This is a genomic window from Streptomyces sp. CBMA291, from assembly GCF_014596525.1.
Lineage (GTDB): Bacteria > Actinomycetota > Actinomycetes > Streptomycetales > Streptomycetaceae > Streptomyces.
Map to the genome: position 1 here is coordinate 100,896 of NZ_MSJP01000105.1, position 21,722 is coordinate 122,617.

Consider the following 21,722-nt stretch of genomic DNA (forward strand, 5'->3'; position numbering starts at 1 on the left):
AATGAGTGTTGCACACTCTGCAACACCATGACGAGGAGGCCTCATGCCCGACCTGGCGAACGAGCGCGTCGACCACCGCTTCAAGGCCCTGCCCCCGGACGCCGAGGGCCTGACCGTCGGCCAGCTCTCCGCCCAGCGGCGCAACCTCTTCACCGGCGGCTTCACCACCCCCGTCCTGGCCCTCTCCGCCGAGTCCGTCGAGCACAACCTGCGGCTTCTGGAGACGTACGCCGACCGCCACGGCCTCGCCTTCGCCCCGCACGGCAAGACGTCCATGGCCCCCCAGCTGTTCGACCGGCAGCTGGCGCACGGCGCCTGGGGCATCACCGCCGCCGTGCCCCACCAGGCCCGTGTCTACCGGGCGCACGGCATCGCCCGGATCTTCCTCGCCAACGAACTCGTCGACGCCGTCGCGCTGCGCTGGCTGGCCGCCGAACTCGCCGCCGACCCGGACTTCCGCTTCGTCTGCTACGTCGACTCCGTGCGCGGGGTGGAGCTGATGGACGAGGCCCTGCGCGGCGCCGGGGCGACCCGCCCGGTGGACGTCGTCGTGGAGCTGGGCGCGGGCGAGGGGGCCCGTACCGGGGCGCGTACCGAGGCGGAGTGCGCGGCGGTGGCCGACGCGGTCGCCGCCACCGGCACGCTCCGGCTCGTCGGCGTCGCCGGATACGAGGGCGAGGTGCCGGACGCCGACCCCGAGCGGGTACGGGCCTGGCTGCGCCGGCTGACCGCCCTCGCCGCCGCCTTCGACGCGGCGGGCCGTTTCGGCCCGGCGGTCGGCGAGATCGTGGTCAGCGCGGGCGGCAGCGCCTGGTTCGACGCGGTCGCCGAGGTCTTCGCGGAGCTGCCCGAGCTGTCCCTGCCGGTCCTGCGGCTGCTGCGCTCGGGCGCGTACGTCTCCCACGACGACGGGCACTACCGGGAGCTGACCCCCTTCAACCGGGTCCCCGACGAGGGCGCCCTTGAGCCCGCGTTCCGGCTCTGGTCGCAGGTGGTCTCCCGGCCCTCGCCCGGTCAGGCGTTCACCAACGCGGGCAAGCGCGACGCCGCCTACGACCTGCACCTGCCCGAGGCGCAGGTGGTCCGCGACGGGCGGACCGGCGAGATCCGCCCCGCCGACGGCATCACGGTCACGGGTCTTTCCGACCAGCACGCCTGGGTACGGACCGGGGAGGGCGCCGATCTGGAGGTCGGCGACTGGCTGGGCATGGGCCTCTCGCACCCGTGCACGTCCTTCGACAAGTGGCAGCTGATCCCGCTGGTGGAGGCGGACGGCACGGTCGTCGACTACGTCCGCACCTTCTTCTGAGCGGCCCGGGAACGACAGCGGAAACGGCAGCAGGAACGGACAGGAGTACCCCCATGGACCTCGTCTTCCGTGACGCGGAGGTCGTCGACGGCACCGGAGCGCCCTCGTACCGCGCCGACGTGGGCGTCGAGGACGGCAGGATCGTCTCGATCGTGCGGGAGGCGGCGGCAGCGGGCTGTCAGCGCCCCACCGCCCGGCGCACGGTGGACGCCGAGGGCCTCGTCCTGGCCCCCGGCTTCATCGACATGCACGCCCACAGCGATCTGGCGCTGCTGCGCGACCCGGAGCACCTGGCGAAGGCGGCGCAGGGCGTGACCCTGGAAGTCCTCGGCCAGGACGGACTGTCGTACGCCCCGGTGGACGACCGCACCCTCGCCGAGGTGCGGAAGGCGATCACCGGCTGGAACGGCTCCGGGGACGACGTCGACTTCGACTGGCGCTCGGTCGGCGAGTACCTCGACCGGCTGGACCGGGGGCACGGCGGGCGGGGCATCGCGGTCAACGCCGCCTATCTCGTCCCGCAGGGCACGGTCAGGATGCTCGCGGTCGGCTGGGAGGACCGGCCGGCCACCGGCGCCGAGCTGGACCGGATGCGACGGCTTGTCGCCGAGGGTCTGGAGCAGGGCGCGGTCGGCATGTCGTCGGGCCTGACCTACACCCCGGGGATGTACGCGCCGGACGCCGAGCTGACCGAGCTGTGCCGGGTCGTGGCCGGGTACGGCGGCTACTACTGCCCGCACCACCGCTCGTACGGGGCGGGGGCGCTGCGGGCGTACGAGGAGATGGTCCGGCTGACCAGGGAGGCGGGCTGCGCCCTGCACCTGGCCCACGCCACGATGAACTTCGCGGAGAACGAGGGCCGGGCGCCGGAGCTGCTCGCGCTGCTCGACGCGGCCATCGACGCGGGCGCGGACATCAGCCTGGACACGTATCCGTACACGCCCGGCTGTACGACCCTGGTGGCGCTGCTGCCGAGCTGGGCGGGCGAGGGCGGCCCCGAGGCGGTCCTGGCCCGGCTGCGGGACGACACGGAGGCCGAGCGCATCCGGCACCATCTGGAGGTCGTCGGCTCGGACGGCTGCCACGGGGTGCCGGTCGACTGGGACACGATCGAGATCTCGGGGGTGACGGAACCGGGGCTCGCCCCGTACGTGGGCCGCCGGGTGGACGGCTGGGCGACGGCCCGCAGGCTCCTCCTGGAGGACCGGCTCGGCTCGACGATCCTCCAGCACGTGGGCCATGAGGAGAACGTCCGGACGATCATGCGGCACCGGGCGCACACCGGCGGTTCGGACGGCATCCTCCAGGGCACGAAGCCGCATCCGCGCGCGTACGGCACCTTCCCCCGGTACCTCGGCCGGTACGTACGCGAGCTGGGCGTCCTCTCCCTCGAAGAGTGCGTGGCGCATCTGACCGGCCGCCCGGCGGCCCGGCTGCGGCTCCAGGACCGGGGCAGGATCCGCGAGGGGTACGTGGCCGACCTGGTGCTCTTCGACCCGGAGACGGTCGGCGCGGGCTCGACGTACGAGTCCCCCAGAACCCTGCCGACGGGCATCCCGCACGTCCTGGTCGACGGCCGCTTCGTGATGGAGGACGGCCACCGCACGGACGCCCTCGCGGGAAGGTCGATCCGAAGGGGCCGGTAGGACGCCTGACGCCGGGCTGGGGGTACGGGCCCGGCCCGGAGGGTCCTGGGGGCGGAGGGTCCTGGGGCGGGAGGCCCTGGGGGCGGGGGGTACGGGCCCCGAGCCCCATGAGCCCAGGCTCGTGAGCGGGCAGGGCCTATCGCCCGGCGGGCTCCGCGCCGCGCCCCTTCGGCTCGGTGCCCGGGGCGGAGGCGCCCGAGGTCCCGGCGTCCGAGGTCCCGGCACCCGAAGCTGCGGCACCAGAAGTCGCGGCACCCAAGGTCCCGGCGCCCGAGGTCCCGGCACCAGAAGTCGCGGCACCCAAGGTCCCGGCGCCCGAGGTCCCGGCGCCCGAAGTCGCAGGTGTCGTGACCGGCCACGGATCCCGTCGCATCCACAGCAGCCCCGCCGCGAGGACCGCGCCCGCTGCGGCGAAGCCGTACCAGGGGGTGTGGCCCGAGGGGGCCGTCTCCCAGACGAGGGCCGCCGAGAGGACCGCGAGGAACTGGCCCGCGCGGCTGTGCCAGGCCGCCGCCGCGACCGCCGTGGTGCCCCACAGCAGGTACCAGGGCTGGACCATCGGCGAGAGCGCCACCAGGGCGACCAGGGCGAGGCCGAGGCCGAGGACCGGGTCGAGCCTGCCGCGCCAGGACCGGCGGGCCAGCTCCAGGACGACGAGGGCCGCGAGGAGCAGCCCGAGCTTCTGCACCGCGCCCTTGACCGGCTCGGGGTCGTCGCCGAAGAGCAGCCCGAGGCCGAGCCCGAGGTCGCTGCTGGCGGAGAGCGCGGTGTGGATGGTCCCGGCGACGCTCTGCGTCCGCAGCCAGCCGAAGCCGGTCCCGGCCGCCACCGTCGCGGCGGCGGCGACCGCCGAGGCGACGAGCCCCGGCAGGACGAGGCCCTTGAGGAGCCCCCGGACACCGCCCGCGCCCCGGGCGACGATCACGCCGATGAACAGCAGTGCCACCGCCGCCGGGGACTTGACCATCATCGCGAGGCCGACGAGGACGGCGCCGAGGACCCACCGTCCGCGCACCGCGAGCAGGACGCCCGCCAGCATCAGACCGGCCATCAGACCGTCGTTGTGCATGCCGCCGACGACATGGATCAGGACCAGCGGGTTGAGCGCGGCGAGCCAGACGGCCCCGTCGCGTCCGCCGCGCCCCTCGGCCAGTCCCCGTACGGCCCACACGATCAGGAGGAGCGCGCCCACCGCGAGCAGCCGCATGCCGAGGACGGCGGGGACGATCGCGCCGCCGGTCAGCGCGGTCACGAGCCGGGCCAGGACGAGGAAGGCGGGCCCGTAGGGGGCCGGGGTGTCGGTCCAGTGGCCGCCGACGGAGGCGGCGGCGTCCGCGCCCAGTTCGTCGGGGCCGAGGAGGGCGGGCCCGCCGCCGTACACGTCGTGGCCCTCGATGACCATGGCGCCCTGTGCGATGTAGCTGTAGACGTCGGCGCTGTGCAGCGGCGGGGCCAGGAGCAGCGGCGCGGTCCAGCAGGCGAGGGTGGCGCGGACGCCGGGGCGCCCGCCCCGGGCGAGGAGGACGCCGTACCGCCACCAGGCGGCGACGAGCAGGGCGAGACCGAGGTACGCGAGGAGGTTGCCCGCGGTGGCGAGCGCGGAGCCGCGCGGCTCCCACAGCCCCCAGCCGCCGCGCACCGGCAGCGTTCCGGCGGCCCAGCCGCCCGCGGCGACGGCGAGCGATCCGCCCATACCCAGCCACCGGCATCCGGAGGCGCTGAAAACCCACATGGGGGCCCAACCTATCCCGCCACACCGGCCCCGGAACTCACACCGCCCCCGCCCGTCCCTGCTCGTCCCCTCCTCCTTCTCCCCGCTCCTCCCCCGACGTGGTCCAAAACACGCGGCGGCCGGGGCCGCACGGCCGTAAGCTCGCGTCATGCAGGTGATCCAGTCCACGAAGCTCGCCAACGTCTGTTACGAAATCCGGGGTCCGGTGCTCGAAGAGGCGATGCGGCTCGAAGCCGCGGGTCATCGCATCCTCAAGCTGAACACCGGCAATCCGGCCGCCTTCGGTTTCGAGTGCCCGCCCGCGATCCTGGAAGACGTGCTGCGCAACCTCTCCGACGCGCACGGCTACGGCGACGCGAAGGGCCTGCTCGCGGCCCGCCGCGCGGTGATGAGCCACTACGAGACCAAGGGCATCCCGCTCTCCGTCGAGGACATCTACCTGGGCAACGGCGTCTCGGAGCTGATCCAGATGTCGATGCAGGCGCTGCTCGACGACGGCGACGAGGTCCTGGTCCCGGCGCCGGACTATCCGCTGTGGACGGCGTCGGTCTCGCTCGCGGGCGGTACGGCCGTGCACTACCGCTGCGACGAGCAGGCGGACTGGATGCCGGACCTCGCGGACATCGAACGGAAGATCACCGACCGCACCAAGGCGATCGTGATCATCAACCCGAACAACCCGACGGGCGCGGTCTACGACGACGAGATGCTGCGCGGGCTCACGGAGATCGCCCGGCGGCACGGTCTGGTGGTCTGCTCGGACGAGATCTACGACAAGATCCTCTACGACGGCGCCACCCACACCCCGACGGCGGCGATCGCGCCCGACCTCCTCGTCCTGACCTTCAACGGGATGAGCAAGAACTACCGGGTGGCCGGTTTCCGCTCCGGCTGGCTCGCGGTCTGCGGCCCGAAGCACCACGCCTCCTCGTACATCGAGGGCCTCACGATCCTCGCCAACATGCGCCTCTGCGCGAACATGCCGGCCCAGCACGCGGTGGCCGCCGCGCTCCAGGGCCGGCAGTCGATCGAGGATCTGGTGCTGCCGGGCGGGCGGCTCCTGGAACAGCGGGACACGGCGTACGAGCTGCTGACCCGGATCCCGGGCGTGACGTGCGTGAAGCCGAAGGGCGCGCTGTACCTGTTCCCGAGGCTCGACCCGAGCGTCTACAAGATCAAGGACGACCGGCAGATGGTCCTGGACCTGCTGCGGGCGGAGAAGATCATGGTGGTGCACGGGACGGGGTTCAACTGGCACGAGCCCGACCACTTCCGGATCGTCACGCTTCCTGCGGCGGTGGACCTGGCGGACGCGGTGACCCGGATCGGACGCTTCCTCGACGGGTACTCCCAGCGCTGACACCCCAGGGCCCGCACCGACTGATCCCGGGCCGCACCGGACGGCCCCGAGCCCGAGCAGCCCCGGGACCGCGCCACCCGGCCCACGCCCCGGCCCCGGCCCAGGGCCCGCACCGAAACGAACCCGGCCCACACTTCGGACAGCACTCAACTTTAGACAGAATCTAAGCTAGGATGGCTCCCGAGCACCCAGGAGGCCATCCCATGTACGAACCGATCCGCACCAAATCGGTCCACCGGATGGCCGACGACGCCCAGAGCGCGTATCCGCACCGCTCCCGCGAGGAGGAGCTGGACATCCAGCTCGCCGGACACCTCGCCGCCCTGCTCGCCGTCACCGACGAGCTGGGCGACACCGAGGCGGGCGATCTCCTCGCCCGGCAGGTGGCGCGGCTGCGCGGCGCACCGCCCGCCCGGCACTCCGGACCGGGCGGCGCGCCCGCCCGCGAGCTGCACCGCAGGGCGCACGCCCTCGCGGGCCGCGCCCTGGTCGTCGCCGCCTCCCGGGCGGACACGGTCGTCGCGATCCTCGCCGCCGGGCGGATGGACGCGCACACCGCCGCCCTGGCCGGGGAGACCCTGGTCGGCGCCCCCTGACGGCCCCGGTCCGCGCGGCACGAACCGCGCGGACCGGGCGCCACCCAACCACCGGCACCACTTCGGCCCACCCCGCGAGCGGCGGCCCCCGCTCCGGTTCGGTACCGGGATCGCCCCTTCACCCCTCGTCCACCCGACTCCCCCCGGAACGTGGGTTTCCGCGAGCACGCTGCCCGCGTGAGACGCATCCTGGGAATCGTCCTGGCCGCCCTGCTCCTCGGCGGCGTGGCAGCCGTCCTCGTGACGGGCGGCGACAAGGACACGGGCACGGCGACGAAGACCGTGCGAGGAGTGATCGGATCGGAGAAGAGCGAGTTCTTCGCCGACCCCGAGGTGGTGAAGGCCCTCGCCGCGAAGGGCTTCACCGTGGTCACCGAGACCTCCGGGTCCTGGGACATGGGGCAACTCCCCCTCGACGGCTACGACTTCGCCTTCCCCGCCTCCAGGGGCCCGGCCGACGAGCTGCGCGCCAAGGCGAAGGGGAAGGACCGGGCGGCGACCGCGCCCCTGCGCCCCTTCTACTCGCCGCTCGTCGTCGTCGCGCACAGCGCCGCCGCCCGGGTCCTCGCCGCCAACGGTCTGGCGGCCCTCGGCCCGCGCGGCACCAGCGGCACCCTGCGCATGGACGCCTATCTGGCGGCGGCCCGCGCCGACCGGACCTGGCAGCAGCTCAAGGGCTCCGCCGACCACACCGAGCTGCGCGGCACCCTCTTCATCACCTCCACCGACCCGCTGGCCTCCAGCTCCGGCGCCCTCTACCTGGCCGCGGCGAGCTATGTCGCCGACGGCGGACGGGTCGCGGGCGACAAGGCGGCCGTCACCCGCACGGCCCCGCTCCTGCGCAAGCTCGTCCAGGTCCAGGGCGCCCAGCAGACGGGCTCCGACGCCCCGTTCCGTGACTTCGTGAGCGGTGCGGGCAATCCCCTCGTCCTGGTCTACGAGTCCCAGGTCGCCGCCCAGTTGCTGGCCGGGCTCCCGATGGGCGACCTCGTCGTCCTCTACCCGGACACCACCGTCACCAGCGACCACACCCTCGTCCCGCTCACCGAGAACGGCCGCGCACTCGGCGAACTCCTCGCCGACGACCCGGAGTTGCGACGGCTCGTGGTCCGCCACGGCTTCCGGCCGCAGGGCGCGTCGAACGAGTTCACCACCGCGACGGCGGCCCACGACACCTATCTCAACCAGACGCTGACCGGAGTCCGCCAGGCGCCCGTGCCCACCGGCGAGGTGCTGCGCGAGATGGCCCGCCGGGCCCGCGACCAGGGGGACACCCCATGACCACACCCAGGGACCCGAGGATCCCCGCCTCCCCGAGAAGACCGAGCGCCCCGACGCCCCCGAGCACCCCGACAGGCACGAGACACACGATGTCGCTGACCCCGCCCGAGCACACCACCCCGCACACCACCCCGCACACCACCCCGCCCGACCCCCCGCTCGTCCTCACCCCGCCCGAGCCCGTCCCCCCGGTCCGCGCCGAGCAGGCCTCGGGGCTGGTCCCGCTGGACGAGGCGACCCGCGCGGAGATGACCCGCCGGGCCGCCGCGTACGTCGGCTCGCTCGGCGGACTCGATCCGCGCTCCCCCGAGTTCACGGGCCGGATCGACGAGATCGCGGACCTGGGCGCGGGCGAGCTGCGCTCCGCCGCCCAGCAGTCGAACCGCATGCTCGACCGCACGGTCCGCTCGCTCGGCTCCGGTGGCGGCGACGCCCGGAGCCGTGTCGGCGCGAGCCTCGTCGAACTCCGGCGCACGGTCGAGGACCTGGACCCGAAGGACACCCCCGCCAAGGGCCTCAAGGGCCTCCTCGCGAAGCTCCCCGGCGGCAACCGGTTCCGCGACCACGTCGCCAGGTACGCCTCCGCGCAGGCCACGCTGAACGCGATCGTCGGCGCGCTCCGCAGCGGTCAGGACGAACTGCGCAGGGACAACGCCGCGTTGAACACCGAGCGGGCCGTGCTCTGGGAGACCATGGGCAAGCTCCAGGAGTACGCGGTGCTCACCGAGGCCCTGGACACGGCTGTGACGGAGCGCGTCGCCCGGACGCCCGACCAGGCCCAGGCGGACGCCCTCCGCGCCGACGTGCTCTTCCCCGTCCGGCGGAAACACCAGGACCTGCTGACCCAACTCGCCGTCTGCGCCCAGGGATACCTGGCCATGGACGTGGTCCGGCGCAACAACGACGAGCTGGTCAAGGGCGTCGACCGGGCGGCGACGACGACCCTCTCGGCACTGCGGATCGCGGTGCTGCTCGCCGCCGCCCTGGAGAACCAGCGGAAGGTGGCCGAGCAGGTGGACGCGGTCCGCGCGACCACCGAGGCGCTGATCCGGGGCAACGCGGAGATGCTGGCGACCCAGGCGGGCGAGATCCAGCGGATCGCGGCCGACCCGGCGGTCGGCGCGGAGACCCTGCGCACCGCCTTCCGGCAGATCCACCGGACCCTGGACGCCATCGACGCCTACAAGGCGCAGGCGACGGAGTCGATGGCGGCGACCGTCGACGCGCTGTCGGCCGAACTCCGCGAAGCAGGCGCCCAGCTGGCCCGCAGCCGCCGCCCCGGCCCCCTGGAAGGAGGCGACCCCGCGTGAACCCCCGCAGCGCCCCCGCCCCCACCGACCCGAGCACCGTGACAAGGACCCGCGTGAGGACCCGTACGCTCGCCCGCCTCACGGCCTGCGGCCCGGCCCGGCCCCGGACCCGTACGGCCCCCGGGTCCCCCACGGCACCCGGCGCCGCCCCCCGCGAGCCCCGCTCCCGCCCCCTCGCCCGTCTCCTCTCCTCCCTCGCGCTGGCCCTCCTCGTCACCGCCACCGGCACCGCCTGTTCCTCCTCCGACGGCGAGGGCCCCGCCCCGCACGGGCAGGAGTACGCCCCGGGCACCCTGCGGGTCCTCGCCTCATCCGAGCTGGCCGACATGGCGCCCGTCCTCGACGAGGCGCGCGCGAGGACCGGCGTCACCGTCCGGCCCACCTACGTCGGCACCCTCGACGCCGTCGAGCAGATCGCCTCGGGCGCGGCGGAGAAGTCGTACGACGCCGTCTGGCTCTCCTCCAACGCCTATCTGCGGCTGCGCCCCGACACTGCGCGCCGGATCACCGGCGAGACCCCGGTGATGGCCTCGCCGGTGGCCCTCGGCGTGCGTCCCGAGGCCGTCGCCCGGCTCGGCTGGGACCCGGCGCGGGTCACCTGGTCGCAGCTGCACCAGGCGGTCGCCGCCGGGAAGCTGACGTACGGCATGACCGATCCGAAGCGCTCCAACTCGGGCTTCTCCGCGCTGGTCTCGGTGGCCTCCGGGCTCTCCGGCGCCCAGTCGGCGCTGACCGGGAAGGACGTGGCGGCGGCCACTCCCCGGCTGAAGGAGTTCTTCCGGGGCCAGCAGCTGACCTCGGGTTCCTCCGGCTGGCTGGCGACGGCGTACGCCCGCAGGACCGATGTCGACGCCCTGGTCAACTACGAGTCCGTGCTGCTCTCCGCGCCGGGGAAGCTGACCGTGATCCGGCCGTCGGACGGGGTGGTGACGGCCGACTATCCGCTGACCCTGCTCACCTCGGCCCGCCCCGAGGCGAAGGAGGCGGCCGGACGCCTCACCACGTATCTGCGCACCCCCGAGGCGCAGCGGAGGATCACCGCGACGACGCTGCGGCGGCCGGTGGTCGCCGGGGTGGAGCCCGCTCCGGCGCTGGCCCGCGAGCCCCGGCGCGAGCTGCCGTTCCCGGGCAGCCGGGCGGTGGCGGACGGGCTGCTCGACGCCTACGACAACACCCTGCGCAGGCCCTCCCGCACGGTCTACGTCCTCGACACCTCGGGCTCCATGGAGGGCGAGCGGCTCGACCGGCTGAAGTCGGCCCTGGTGGAGCTGACCGGGGACTTCCGCGACCGGGAGGAGGTGACCCTGATGCCGTTCGGCTCGGGGGTGAAGCGGGGCGAGGTGCGGACGCGCACGGTGGACCCGGCGTCCCCCAGGGCGGCGCTCGACGCGATCGCCGCCGACGCGCGGAGGCTGTCCGCATCGGGCGGCACCGCGATCTACTCCAGTCTCCAGGAGGCGTACCGCTTCCTCGGCAGGTCGCCCGGGGACACGTTCACCTCGATCGTCCTGATGACGGACGGGGACAACACCGACGGCGACCCCGCCACCGCCTTCGACGGCTTCTACGGCTCGCTTCCCGAAGCCCAGCGGCACACCCCGGTCTTCCCGATCCTCTTCGGCGACTCCGATCGCGGCGAGCTGGGCCACATCGCGGACGTGACCGGCGGGAAGCTCTTCGACGCCACCCGGGGCTCGCTCGACGGCGCGTTCGAGGAGATCCGTGGCTACCAGTGACGGGCCCCTCGCCCGGCTCGCCCGGTACCCCGGGTCCCGGAAGAACCTGGCGGGCTGCGTCGGCGGGCTCGCCGGGGTGGGCCTCGCGCTCGCCGGGACGGCCGGCCCGCTGTGGCCGCTCGTGGTCGCCGGTCTGTACGCGGCGGGGGCACTGCTCGCGCCGCCGGAGCGTCCGGACACCCCGGACTTCGCGACGGGGGGCGACCGGCTCGACGGGCTGCGGACGGACTTCGCGGCCCTGCGCGCCTATCTGGCCGAGGTCGAGCTGCCGTCGGCCGCGCGGGCGTCCCTCGCCGAGCTGGACGGACTCCTCGAAGCGCTGCTCGCGCCGGGCTGGGTCAGCGACCCCGAGCAGCTGCACGTGCTGGCCCGCGCGGTGCGCCAGGACGTCCCGGAGGCCGTCGACACCTTCGTACGGACCCGGTGGTGGTCCCGGTTCGCCCCGGGCGCCGAGCCGCCGGAGAGCCATCTGGAGCGGCAGCTCGCGGCGCTGCGCGAGGAGGTGGGGGCGGTCGCCGCCGCCCTGCGGGACGCGGAGGCGCTGCGGCAGCACATCCACACCCGGTACGTGGAGGAGCGCGGCGACCGGGGCGCGGGCCCGTGACGGCCGGAGGGCCGGGACGTGCGCCGGCCCCCGGAGCCTGAGGGGGCTCCGGGGGCCGGATGCGTCGTGGTGAGCCGTCGTGACCCCACTGGTCAGGGCGGAATGTCGGGGCAACCCACCACGAGTCTCGGAGGGACTAGCCGAGGCGCTCGACGAGCGCGTGGTACTGGTCCCACAGCTCCTTCGGCGTGTGGTCGCCGAAGGTGTTCAGGTGGTCGGGGACGAGGGCGGCCTCCTCGCGCCACACCTCGCGGTCGACCGTGAGCAGGAACTCCAGGTCCTCGGCCGGGAGGTCGAGGCCCTCGGTGTCCAGGGCGTCGGCGGTCGGCAGGACGCCGATCGGGGACTCCACGCCCTCGGCCTTGCCTTCGAGGCGCTCGACGATCCACTTCAGGACGCGGCTGTTCTCGCCGAAGCCGGGCCAGACGAACTTGCCCGCGTCGTTCTTGCGGAACCAGTTCACGTAGTAGATCTTCGGCAGCTTCGCCGGGTCCGCGTCGGCGCCGACCTTGACCCAGTGGGCCATGTAGTCGCCCATGTTGTAGCCGCAGAACGGCAGCATGGCGAAGGGGTCGCGGCGCAGCTCGCCGACCTTGCCCTCGGCGGCGGCGGTCTTCTCGGAGGCCACGTTGGCGCCGAGGAAGACGCCGTGGTTCCAGTCGAAGGACTCGGTGACCAGCGGGACGGCGGAGGCGCGGCGCCCGCCGAAGAGGATGGCCGAGATCGGCACGCCCTTCGGGTCCTCCCACTCCGGCGCGATGATCGGGCACTGTCCTGCGGGGACGGTGAAGCGCGCGTTGGGGTGGGCGGCCAGGGTGCCGGACTCCGGCGTCCAGTCGTTGCCCTTCCAGTCCGTGAGGTGGGCGGGCGCCTCCTCGGTCATGCCCTCCCACCAGACGTCGCCGTCGTCGGTGAGCGCGACGTTGGTGAAGACGGAGTTGCCCCACATGGTCTTCATGGCGTTGGCGTTGGTGTGCTCGCCGGTGCCGGGCGCGACGCCGAAGAAACCGGCCTCGGGGTTGATGGCGTGGAGCCGCCCGTCCTCGCCGAAGCGCATCCAGGCGATGTCGTCGCCGATGGTCTCCACGGTCCAGCCGGGGATCGTGGGCTCCAGCATGGCCAGGTTGGTCTTGCCGCAGGCCGACGGGAAGGCGGCGGCCACGTACTTCGCCTCGCCCTGCGGCGGGGTCAGCTTGAGGATGAGCATGTGCTCGGCGAGCCAGCCCTCGTCACGGGCCATGACGGAGGCGATGCGCAGCGCGTAGCACTTCTTGCCGAGCAGGGCGTTGCCGCCGTAGCCGGAGCCGTACGACCAGATCTCGCGGCTCTCGGGGAAGTGCGAGATGTACTTGGTGCTGTTGCAGGGCCACGGCACGTCCTCCTGGCCCTCCTCCAGGGGGGCGCCGAGGGTGTGGACGGCCTTGACGAAGAAACCGTCGGTGCCCAGCTCGTCGAGGACGGGCTGACCCATGCGGGTCATGGTGCGCATGGAGACGGCGACGTACGCGGAGTCGGTGATCTCGACGCCGATGGCGGAGAGCGGGGAGCCGACCGGGCCCATGCAGAAGGGCACGACGTACATGGTGCGGCCGCGCATGGAGCCGCGGAAGATGCCCTTCTCCCCCGCGAACAGCTCCTTCATCTCGGCCGGGGCCTTCCAGTGGTTGGTCGGGCCCGCGTCCTCCTCCTTCTCGGAGCAGATGAAGGTCCGGTCCTCGACGCGCGCGACGTCGGTCGGGTCGGAGGCGGCGTAGTACGAGTTCGGGCGCTTGGCCGGGTCGAGCTTCTTGAAGGTGCCCTTGGCGACGAGCTCCCCGCACAGGCGCTCGTACTCGGCCTCGGACCCGTCGCACCAGACGATGGCGTCCGGCTGGGTGATCTCGGCGATCTCGTTCACCCAGGAGACGAGCTCCTGGTGCTGGGTCGGAAGGTTCTGGGGAGCCGCGTTGTCGCGCGCCACGATCGCTCCTTGTCGAGGGTTTCTGTCTGGTGTGCCCCGTGGGGGCCGCGACCCGGATGCTTCGTAGCTGCTCATCCGGTGCCGACCGCACTCATTTGATCATCCGCCCGTTGCGCCCATATGTCCAGGGGGGTGCACACGTGAGCAGCGCCACTCGTATCCAGGACTTACGGCACCGTAGGTACGATTCGTTTTCATGACTGCCGCCACGCCGGAAGTGCCCCCGATCGAACTCCCGACGAAGCCCCGCCTCCGAGGCTGGCTGCATGCCGGGATGTTCCCCGCCGTGATCGTCGCGGGGCTCGTCCTGGTCGCCCTCTCCGACTCGCCCCGCGCCCGTATCGCCTGCGGGATCTACGTGCTCACCGCCTGCCTGCTCTTCGGCATCAGCGCGCTCTACCACCGGGGGAACTGGGGTCCGCGCGGCGAGGCGGTGCTCCGGCGCCTCGACCACGCCAACATCTTCCTGATCATCGCGGGCACCTACACCCCGCTCACCCTGCTGCTCCTGCCCGATTCCACCGCCGAGCCGCTCATGTGGGCGGTCTGGGTCGCCGCCGCGGCGGGCATCGCCTTCCGGGTCTTCTGGGTCGGCGCCCCCCGCTGGCTGTACACGCCCTGCTACATCGCGATGGGCTGGGCCGCCGTCTTCTTCCTCCCCGACTTCATGCGCACGGGCGGCATCGCCGTCCTCGTCCTCGTCGTCGTCGGCGGACTGCTCTACAGCGCGGGCGGCGTCATCTACGGCATCAAGCGCCCGAACCCCTCCCCGCGCTGGTTCGGCTTCCACGAGGTCTTCCACTCGCTGACCCTGGCCGCCTTCATCGTGCACTACGTCGGCATCTCCCTGGTCGCCTACCAGCACTCCTGACCCCGCGGGGCCCTCAGGGCTCCGCCGGGCCGCCCAGCGCCCGCCGGACGATCCGCGCCGACTCCGGATGGTCGGCGCACCCCCACACCCCGTGCGGGCAGTAGTCGGTGAGCGTCTGGTAGACGGGCCGGTGGACCGCGAACCAGTCGAGCATCGCCCGGACGTACGCCGGGTCGTCGCCGTTCCTGAACAGCCCCCACTCGGGATACGAGACGGGCTTGCCGTGCTCCGCCGCGAAACGCACGTGGTGGGCGAGCCCGTACGGCTCCGTCAGCTGCTCCTCGAAGGTCGACCCGGCGGGCTGGTCGTAGGCGTCGAGCCCGATCACGTCGACGACGTCGTCCCCCGGATAGCACTCCGGCCAGGGCACCGCGTCCCGCCCCCGGCTGGCCGTGAAGTCCAGCCGGAACCGCTGCCCCCGCACCGCCCGCAGCACCCCCGCCACCCGCCGGAAGTACGCCTTCCAGGCCGCCGGGTCCGGACCGCAGCGATGGCTGTACGTGGTGCCGTTCATCTCCCAGCCCAGGACCAGGACCGCGTCCCCGAGCCCGTGCCCGACGAGCCGCTCCCCCAGGATCCTGAAGTGCCCGTCGAAGGCGCCCGCCGCGCCCGCCCGCAGCCCCGCCCGCACCTCGGCGTCCGGCAGCCCCTCCTCGCTGCGGTCGAGCAGCGGCACGTTGAGCACGAAGAGCCGGCCGGGTCTGGCCCCCTTCCAGCGCGCCCACGGCCCGAAGAGCGCCGGGTGCCCCTCGATGTTGGACCAGCGGTCGCCCGGCAGATAGGTGTGCCCGACGGTCAGCGCGTCCCCGCCGAGCCAGGCCTGCGCCCGTGCGATCCGGCGCACCCCGGCCTCGTCGGAGCCGGTGAAGAAGCCCGAGGGCACCCCGGTCAGCGGATCGGGGTCGAGGACGGCGGCCCGGCCGGTCTCGGGCGCGATCCGGCCGGCCGGGAGCAGCAGGACGAAAAGGGCCGCGAGCAGCACGGTCAGTGCGGCTCGCGGCCAGGCGCGGCGGCGGGCCACGTCAGCTCGTCCAGAAGTCCCACCAGCGGGTCAGGATCAGCATCCCGATGATCCCGATGTGCAGGAGCGGCGGGGCGAAGGCGAACTCGCCGAAGAAGGTCCGCAGCCCGCCGGGCGCGGGGATCACCCCGTGCCGCACGTTGTGCGCGGTGACGTACCAGAACATGACGATCGTGGCGGCCCAGGCCAGACAGCACCAGAGGCAGAGCGCGTTGATCTCGTACAGCGACTGGTACATCAGCCAGGTGCAGAAGCCGACGCCGAAGAGCGTCCCGGCGTTCAGACCGAGCCAGAGCCAGCCCCGGTAGCGGGCCCCGGCGAGGAGTCCGGCGCCGAGGGCGACCACGACGGCGTAGGTGACGAGCCCCAGCATCGGGTTGGGGAAGCCGAAGACGGCCGCCTGCTCGCTCTTCATGACACTGCCGCAGGAGACCACCGGGTTGAGGCTGCACCCCGGCTGGAAGCCGGAGTCCTCCAGGAGGAGGAACTTGTCGATGGTGATCACCCAGCCGGAGAGCGTGCCCGCCGCCCCGGTGACCATCAGCATCCAGGCGAAGGCCCGGCCCGCTCCGATCGGCCCGGCGGTCTCCCGCCCGGCCGTCCCCTCCTGCCGCCGGCCCGGCACTGCGCCCCGTACGTCCACCGTCGCCATGACGCGGTCCCCTCCCCGCTCAGCCCTGGAGACGGCGGGCGGGCATCATCACATGGGCGCACGCGGCGAGGGTCTCCTCGTCGGAGACGTAGGCGCGCAGCAGCGCCTCGTCGACCGGGCGCCCGGGGGCTCCCCCGGGCCAGGGGCGCACCGAGCAGAGGAAGTAGACCTGCCCGGACTCGCGGGCCGCCGCCTGCCATTCGGCGGGCACCGGGCACTGCACCTTCAGGAAGGGCAGGCTGAGGACGGCGGAGCCACCCTCGACGAGCAGCGAGGCGTTGATCCCGGTGTCCTTGGCGAGGTCGAAGAGCCGGTCTCCCACGGAGAGTCCCATGGTCTCCAGGGCCGCCCGCATGGCCTGCTGACCGGCCTCCGGTCCGTCCCGGCCGTCGCCGAGCGAGTACGCCATGAGGAAGGGCGTACCGGCCGATTCGGCGGAGGGCTCGCTGGACCACGGGATCACCGTGAGAGTTCCCAGCGGAGAGGCGCTGCGCGCCGAGGAAACGACGTTGGAAGTGGTCATGGATCCGGATGCTAGTGCTCCAACCACCCTTTCCCCGCGCCGTTTTCACCCGAACGGTAGACATTCGCAACGCCGGTCGTCCGTACCGCAACGAACCCGGGGTTTCATCGTTGTGCCCTAAGGGCTCTTCCTCCTGTGGCGGAAGGACCCCCTGTCGACCCCGAGGAGATCACCTCATGATCATCCCGCGCCGCGTCGCCCTGCGGTCCCTCTACACCCTGGCCGTCACCGCGTTCACGGGGGGTGCGCTCGGCCGCGTCGCGGGCCGCCCGCCCTCGGGGGAACGCCCCGAGGATCCCCTCGATCCGCATGCCTTCGACGAGATGTACCGGGGGCGCCGGGTGCTGGGGCTCTCCGCGCCCGGCGGGGCGCCGCTCGCCTTCGTCGACGGCTGCCCGCTGCATCTGATGCGCTGCGCCGACGGCGGCTACGTCACCCCCATCGACCACTACGAGACCCATCCGACGCCGCTCGCCGCCGTCCGCGCGACCGTGGACGAGCTGGGGACCGCCCCGCTCTCCCCGCTCGCGGGCGCGCACGGCGTCCACACCGCTCCGACGGGAGGGAGCCCGCGTGGTGTACACGCGTAAGAACCAGCGCGATCTGACCAGGGCCGAGCGGCACGCGTTCGTCGCCGCCGTCCTGGAACTCAAGAGGACGGGGGCGTACGACGACTTCGTCCGGACCCACATCGACTACTACACGTCCGACGGCGAGGGGAAGCTGCGGACGGCCCACATGGCGCCGAGTTTCCTGCCCTGGCACCGCAAGTTCCTGCTCGACTTCGAGACGGCGCTGCGGCGGCTCGACCCCGGGGTCTCCGTGCCCTACTGGGACTGGACGCAGGACAGCAGTCCGGCGTCCTCGCTGTGGGCGGAGGACTTCCTCGGCGGCAACGGGCGGCGCAGCGACCTCCAGGTGACGACGGGGCCGTTCGCGCACTCCGCCGGGCAGTGGGAGATCACCCATGCGATGACCCGGCAGACGTTTCTGACCAGGGACTTCGGCCGTCCGCGCGATCCGATCACGCTGCCGACGGCGGCGCAGCTCGACGAGGTGACACGGGAGCGGGTGTACGACGCCTCGCCGTGGAACTCGACGAGTTCCACGGGCTTCCGCAACCGGGTCGAGGGCTGGTCGGGGGGTCAGGGCAACGACCGGTTCCGCATCCACAACCGGGTGCACCGGTGGGTCGGCGGGATGATGCTGGGCGGGGGTTCGGTGAACGACCCGGTGTTCTGGCTGCACCATTCCTTCGTCGACCTGGTCTGGTCGCGCTGGCAGCAGCGCAATCCGGGGGCCGGTTACCTTCCGGCGGAGCCGCCGCCCGTGGGTGACCCGCAGCGCGGGAAGGTGGTGGCCCGGAACGAGACGATGGCGCCCTGGGGGGTGACGCCCGCCTCGATGTTCGACCACAGCCGGATCTACCGCTACGTGTGACGGGGCGGCCGCGGACACGCGTGTCCCCCCGGCCCGAAGGACCGGGGGGACACGCGTCGGCATGGCTGGTCAGCCGCCGTAGCCGTAGCCGCCGTCGCTGTGACCGCCGCTGGCGTTGACGCAGGTGTTGCCGAAGGCCGGGTTCAGCAGACCGATGACGTTGATGGTGTTGCCGCAGAGGTTGACCGGCACGTGGACCGGGACCTGGACGACGTTGCCGGAGGCGACACCGGGCGAGTGGGCGGCGAGGGCCTCGGCGCCCGAGTCGGCGACGGCGAGGCCGGCTCCGGTGAGGGCAACGGCACCCGTGCCGGCGAGAACCGCGGCAGCCTTCGCGATGCGAGACATCAGAAACTCCTTGGACTGGAAAGCGGCCGCAGGGATCACGACCGTTGTGTCCCTTTCAACGCGGGGCGGCGGGGCGGGTCACGGCCTTTGCGCCGAAAGAGAAGAAGGAAAACCGAAAAAATGGCCCGCGGTCCGATTCCCGGCCCGTCATGCGAAAGAACGGGGCGTTTTCGGACCGCGGGCGACGCGTGTGCGAAGGGGTTTTCGTACGGCGCGGCGGACGGTCGTACGTCAGTCCGTCGCGGGGGCCAGTCCGAGCTGCGGGTCCAGGGCTCCGCTGAGCACCGGGGAGAGCAGTCCGAGCTGGGGGTCGCCCAGGTCGGGGAGGCCGTCGAGGCCGTTGCCGCGCGGGGCCGTGAGCGGGTTGCCGAGGACGGCGCCGGGGGTGGACGTCAGGATTTCCGAGTGCGGGCTGCTGAGCCGGGCGTGGCCGGGGTCGCTGTCCCGGAGAAGCTCGGGCAGCGGGGCGTCGACGAGGGTCCCGGGCAGGGTGCCGGTGAGCGGGACGCTGGGCAGGGCGAGGCCGGGCAGGGTGCCGAGGCCCTTCTGGAAGCCGGTGGGGGCGCCGGGCACCGGGACGGGCACGCCGGTCGCGATGGTCGGCGCGTCCATCGGCAGAAGCGGCTCCAGACCCTGGAGCGGGACGACCACCGGAGCTTCGACGGCGGCGGCGGGGGCGGCCAGGGCTGCGGAGGCGAGTGCGGTCATGAGGAGTCCCATGCCCGCGTGAGAGCGCAGATTCATATGAGGTGAACGACGTCGGTGGCCGAAACGTGGCGGGGTATATCCGTGTGCGGCCATGCGCCGGGCATGCGCCGGGCCCCCAACGGGTGACGTCGGGGGCCCGGTTGACGCCGCCTCTCCGGGGTCCGGGGAGGGCGTCCGTACGGGGTCAGTGACGGCGGGTGGCCGCCGCCCGGCCGCCGCGCACCCGCAGGAAGGTGCCGCCCGCGATGAGCGCGGCGCTGAGGGCTGCCGCTCCCCACAGCGCGGGGTCGTTGCCGGTCTCGGGGAGGTGCGGCGGGGAGGTGGGGGGCGTGGTCGGCGGGCTCGTCGGAGGCGTGGTGGGGGGCAGCGTGGGCGGGGTGGTGGGGGGTGTGGTCGGAGGCGTGGTCGGCGGGGTCGTGGGGGGTGTGGTCGGCGGGGTGGTGGGCGGCGTCGTCTCGCCGTAGCCGGGCTCCTCGCCGTACTCGTAGCCGCCGGGCTCCTCGCCGTAACCGGTGCCGGGGTGCTCGCCGTATCCGGTGGGCTCGGGGCTGGGCTCGCCGTAACCGGTGGGCTCGGTGGTGTGCTCGCCGTATCCGGTGGGTTCGGTGGTGTGCTCGCCGTAGCCGGTGGGCTCCCCGTAGCCGGTGGGCTCGGAGGTGTGCTCGCCGTAACCGGTGTGCTCGGGGGCGGGCTCGCCGTACGCGGGGGCCGAGGGCTCGGCGATGGGCTCCGCGTAGCCTTCGGCGGTGGGCTCGTTGTATCCCTCGGGCTCGGCGTAACCCTCGCCGTAGCCCTCCTCGCGGCTCTCTTCGCGGCTCTCCTCGCGACCGGCTTCGGCGTTTCCGCCTTCGGTCTTGCCGGTGGCCTGCTCCTGGCTCTTGCCGCCGCTCGCGGACTGGTCCTGGGGCGCGGAACCGGCTTCCTCGTGGTGCCGGCCGGACTGGTCGTGGTCGTTGTCGGACCCATGGGCCTGGGCGCCGGATTCCTCGGTCTGATGATCGGGTCGCTCCGCGGGGGAGCAGAGATCGCCGACGGCGGAGGAGATGAATTCGCCGAGTTCCCTGGTCTTGGCACAGACGTCGGCGGAGAGCGGAGCCCCCGCCTGGGCCCGGCCGACGGCGAGGCCGTTCGGGCCGTCGCCGGTCTGGGAGTTCACCGCCAGGGCCAATCCGCCGCTCAGGGACAGGATTCCGGTCGCTGCCGCCGCGGTGAGTACTTTCCTGCTGATGATGGACCGCATACCGCTCTTCCTCTGGAGAAAAGGGAGAGGCCGACGAGGATCCCCCCTCGCTCCGACCGGCCTGATCCACGCCGAACGTTCGCGTGTGACTGGCCCAGAGGGTATAGGTCGGCACACATCGCCCCGCGTGGACCACACGGCGGCCAATCTGAAAATCATTCAATCAGCCGACCGTGTGGAGAAGATCCGGAAGGATCCGCAATTCCCGGGGAAAGGCGACGCGCTGAGGTGGTGTCAGCCACCCAGCGGCAGGCCACTGCCCAGCGGGAGACCGCCGAGGAGCGGCGCCGCCTTGGTCAGCTTGTTCAGCTGGGAGGCCGTGTCCGTGATCTTCTTGACCGGGGAGCCTTCCGTGGTGCTGCTCAGCGCGTCCGACTTCAGACCGTTGGCGGCGATCGCCTCCAGGCCACCGTTCAGGCTGGTCGGGGTCAGCGCGTCGGCGGCCATGGCGGGGGCGGCGGCGCCCAGCGCCATCAGCGAACCGGCGACGACCGCGGCGACCTTGGTGGGCTTCATGGGAAATCCTTCCTCTGTTCTTTCAAGTCGCGTACGACAAGGGGCCCTTGAGCGCTCCCCGTACGGCGTTCTGCTTCTGTAACGAGAGGTACGCCCCCCGGAAACTCCGGGAGGGAGGTTTTCTCGACATGCACCCGATCGATATCGACCGGTGCTATTTGCCGATCACGCGCCCCCGAATCGATCACACGTACGTCCGACGCACAGAAATCGGAACCGGAACCGGCCGCCCGGGAGGCGTACGCGCGTTCGCCCTTCGTCCGTACGGGATCGCCGCTCCCTCGCGGAGCCTGCGGTTATAGCCCTCCGCTACCGCTGAACTACGCAGCGCCACACCTCCGTTCGGGTGAATTGCGGTGTGCGGCCTGCCCTTCGGAGGGGGTGCGCCGTTGCACCGGTCGGCACCCCGGGGGTGCCGACCGAGGGGCGATCCCGCCCCCGCAAGGAAAAAGCCGGTGCGCCCGCCCCCACGGGACGGGTGCACCGGCCGGGAAAGGACCGGTCAGACGTGCGCGATCAGAAGTTTGCGCAGGTGTTGCCGAAGGCGGGGTTCAGCACACCGACCACATCGACCGTGTTTCCACAGAGGTTGATCGGAACGTGGAGCGGAATCTGGAGGACGTTTCCGGAGAGGACTCCGGGCGAGTTGACGGCGGCGCCCATGGCGCCCGAGTCGGCGATGGCGGCACCGGTGGCACCGGCCACGGCGGCTGCGGCGCCCACGGTCAGAACGACGGCCTTGGCGATACGGGACATGGGGAACTGCTCCTCGGTCGGAATTCAACGCGGAGTGCGCGGACCGTCAGGCCCGGCTCCTTCAACAACGGCTCCGAATTCCATCGGTTGCTCTCCCGAACGGGTGACGTTCA

The 21,722-nt window shown here is 72.7% G+C and carries 21 protein-coding genes; 11 read left to right on the forward strand and 10 right to left on the reverse strand.

The features are described 5' to 3' along the window. Nucleotides 1–43: 43 nt before the first annotated feature. Complete coding sequence (locus BU197_RS25550) at nucleotides 44–1,309, forward strand: alanine racemase (RefSeq protein ID WP_188270663.1); 1,266 nt, start codon at nucleotides 44–46, stop codon at nucleotides 1,307–1,309. Nucleotides 1,310–1,362: 53 nt separating this feature from the next. After that, a complete protein-coding gene (locus BU197_RS25555) occupies nucleotides 1,363–2,955 on the forward strand; it encodes an N-acyl-D-amino-acid deacylase family protein (protein ID WP_188270664.1) in 1,593 nt (530 codons plus the stop codon). Between the two features lie 136 nt (nucleotides 2,956–3,091). Here the strand turns inward: BU197_RS25555 and mptB are convergent, their stop codons facing one another. Beyond that, nucleotides 3,092–4,687, reverse strand: a complete 1,596-nt coding sequence (gene mptB / locus BU197_RS25560) for a polyprenol phosphomannose-dependent alpha 1,6 mannosyltransferase MptB (RefSeq protein WP_223182839.1) — start codon at nucleotides 4,685–4,687, stop codon at nucleotides 3,092–3,094. Between the two features lie 148 nt (nucleotides 4,688–4,835). On the opposite strand from mptB, the gene BU197_RS25565 reads away from it, so the two are divergent. From BU197_RS25565 to BU197_RS25590, 6 genes are all read left to right on the forward strand, one after another. Next, entirely contained in the window at nucleotides 4,836–6,047 is a 1,212-nt protein-coding gene (locus tag BU197_RS25565; RefSeq protein WP_188270665.1) for a pyridoxal phosphate-dependent aminotransferase, read from the forward strand. A gap of 203 nt (nucleotides 6,048–6,250) precedes the next feature. Then, the gene (locus BU197_RS25570; protein ID WP_188270666.1) at nucleotides 6,251–6,643 is read left to right on the forward strand and encodes a hypothetical protein; all 393 of its coding nucleotides are present in this window, start codon (nucleotides 6,251–6,253) and stop codon (nucleotides 6,641–6,643) included. A 150-nt stretch (nucleotides 6,644–6,793) separates the two neighbouring features. After that, nucleotides 6,794–7,924 (forward strand): hypothetical protein, encoded by a 1,131-nt coding sequence (locus BU197_RS25575; protein WP_188270667.1) that lies wholly within the window; start codon nucleotides 6,794–6,796, stop codon nucleotides 7,922–7,924. A gap of 89 nt (nucleotides 7,925–8,013) precedes the next feature. Next, a complete protein-coding gene (locus tag BU197_RS25580; protein ID WP_188270668.1) occupies nucleotides 8,014–9,234 on the forward strand; it encodes a toxic anion resistance protein in 1,221 nt (406 codons plus the stop codon). A gap of 200 nt (nucleotides 9,235–9,434) precedes the next feature. Continuing rightward, nucleotides 9,435–10,970 (forward strand): substrate-binding and vWA domain-containing protein, encoded by a 1,536-nt coding sequence (locus BU197_RS25585; RefSeq protein WP_223182857.1) that lies wholly within the window; start codon nucleotides 9,435–9,437, stop codon nucleotides 10,968–10,970. Next, nucleotides 10,957–11,574 carry a hypothetical protein gene (locus tag BU197_RS25590; protein WP_188270669.1) on the forward strand — a complete coding sequence of 206 codons (618 nt, stop codon included), beginning with the start codon at nucleotides 10,957–10,959 and terminating at the stop codon, nucleotides 11,572–11,574. The genes BU197_RS25585 and BU197_RS25590 overlap by 14 nt, the downstream gene beginning before the upstream one ends. A 136-nt stretch (nucleotides 11,575–11,710) precedes the next feature. Here BU197_RS25590 and BU197_RS25595 read toward each other — a convergent pair whose 3' ends face one another. Further along, nucleotides 11,711–13,534, reverse strand: coding sequence for a phosphoenolpyruvate carboxykinase (GTP) (locus BU197_RS25595; RefSeq protein WP_188270670.1), 1,824 nt, complete (start codon nucleotides 13,532–13,534; stop codon nucleotides 11,711–11,713). A gap of 196 nt (nucleotides 13,535–13,730) precedes the next feature. Between BU197_RS25595 and trhA the strand changes: the two genes are divergently transcribed. Continuing rightward, nucleotides 13,731–14,405, forward strand: a complete 675-nt coding sequence (gene trhA / locus BU197_RS25600) for a PAQR family membrane homeostasis protein TrhA (protein WP_188270671.1) — start codon at nucleotides 13,731–13,733, stop codon at nucleotides 14,403–14,405. 13 nt (nucleotides 14,406–14,418) lie between these two features. Here trhA and BU197_RS25605 read toward each other — a convergent pair whose 3' ends face one another. Genes BU197_RS25605 through BU197_RS25615 form a run of 3 tightly spaced genes read right to left on the reverse strand, consistent with a single transcriptional unit; the run spans nucleotide 14,419 to nucleotide 16,601 of the window. Then, entirely contained in the window at nucleotides 14,419–15,426 is a 1,008-nt protein-coding gene (locus BU197_RS25605; protein WP_188270672.1) for a glycoside hydrolase family 26 protein, read from the reverse strand. 1 nt (nucleotide 15,427) lies between these two features. After that, nucleotides 15,428–16,078 carry a vitamin K epoxide reductase family protein gene (locus tag BU197_RS25610; RefSeq protein ID WP_188270673.1) on the reverse strand — a complete coding sequence of 217 codons (651 nt, stop codon included), beginning with the start codon at nucleotides 16,076–16,078 and terminating at the stop codon, nucleotides 15,428–15,430. A gap of 19 nt (nucleotides 16,079–16,097) precedes the next feature. Further along, nucleotides 16,098–16,601 (reverse strand): DUF5949 family protein, encoded by a 504-nt coding sequence (locus BU197_RS25615; protein ID WP_223182838.1) that lies wholly within the window; start codon nucleotides 16,599–16,601, stop codon nucleotides 16,098–16,100. Nucleotides 16,602–16,777: 176 nt separating this feature from the next. On the opposite strand from BU197_RS25615, the gene BU197_RS25620 reads away from it, so the two are divergent. Then, the gene (locus BU197_RS25620; RefSeq protein WP_188270674.1) at nucleotides 16,778–17,191 is read left to right on the forward strand and encodes a tyrosinase family oxidase copper chaperone; all 414 of its coding nucleotides are present in this window, start codon (nucleotides 16,778–16,780) and stop codon (nucleotides 17,189–17,191) included. After that, nucleotides 17,175–18,041 (forward strand): tyrosinase family protein, encoded by an 867-nt coding sequence (locus tag BU197_RS25625; protein ID WP_188270675.1) that lies wholly within the window; start codon nucleotides 17,175–17,177, stop codon nucleotides 18,039–18,041. Before BU197_RS25620 ends, BU197_RS25625 begins: the two co-directional genes overlap by 17 nt. Before the next feature lie 69 nt (nucleotides 18,042–18,110). Here the strand turns inward: BU197_RS25625 and BU197_RS25630 are convergent, their stop codons facing one another. From BU197_RS25630 to BU197_RS25650, 5 genes are all read right to left on the reverse strand, one after another. Beyond that, nucleotides 18,111–18,389: a chaplin gene (locus tag BU197_RS25630; RefSeq protein WP_188270676.1), complete on the reverse strand. Its 279-nt coding sequence runs from the start codon at nucleotides 18,387–18,389 to the stop codon at nucleotides 18,111–18,113. Nucleotides 18,390–18,620: 231 nt separating this feature from the next. Continuing rightward, nucleotides 18,621–19,097 (reverse strand): hypothetical protein, encoded by a 477-nt coding sequence (locus BU197_RS25635; RefSeq protein ID WP_223182837.1) that lies wholly within the window; start codon nucleotides 19,095–19,097, stop codon nucleotides 18,621–18,623. A gap of 184 nt (nucleotides 19,098–19,281) precedes the next feature. Continuing rightward, a complete protein-coding gene (locus tag BU197_RS25640; RefSeq protein ID WP_188270677.1) occupies nucleotides 19,282–20,337 on the reverse strand; it encodes a hypothetical protein in 1,056 nt (351 codons plus the stop codon). A gap of 234 nt (nucleotides 20,338–20,571) precedes the next feature. Next, complete coding sequence (locus BU197_RS25645; protein ID WP_188270678.1) at nucleotides 20,572–20,853, reverse strand: hypothetical protein; 282 nt, start codon at nucleotides 20,851–20,853, stop codon at nucleotides 20,572–20,574. A gap of 516 nt (nucleotides 20,854–21,369) precedes the next feature. Then, a complete protein-coding gene (locus tag BU197_RS25650; RefSeq protein ID WP_188270679.1) occupies nucleotides 21,370–21,609 on the reverse strand; it encodes a chaplin in 240 nt (79 codons plus the stop codon). Nucleotides 21,610–21,722: the final 113 nt, after the last annotated feature.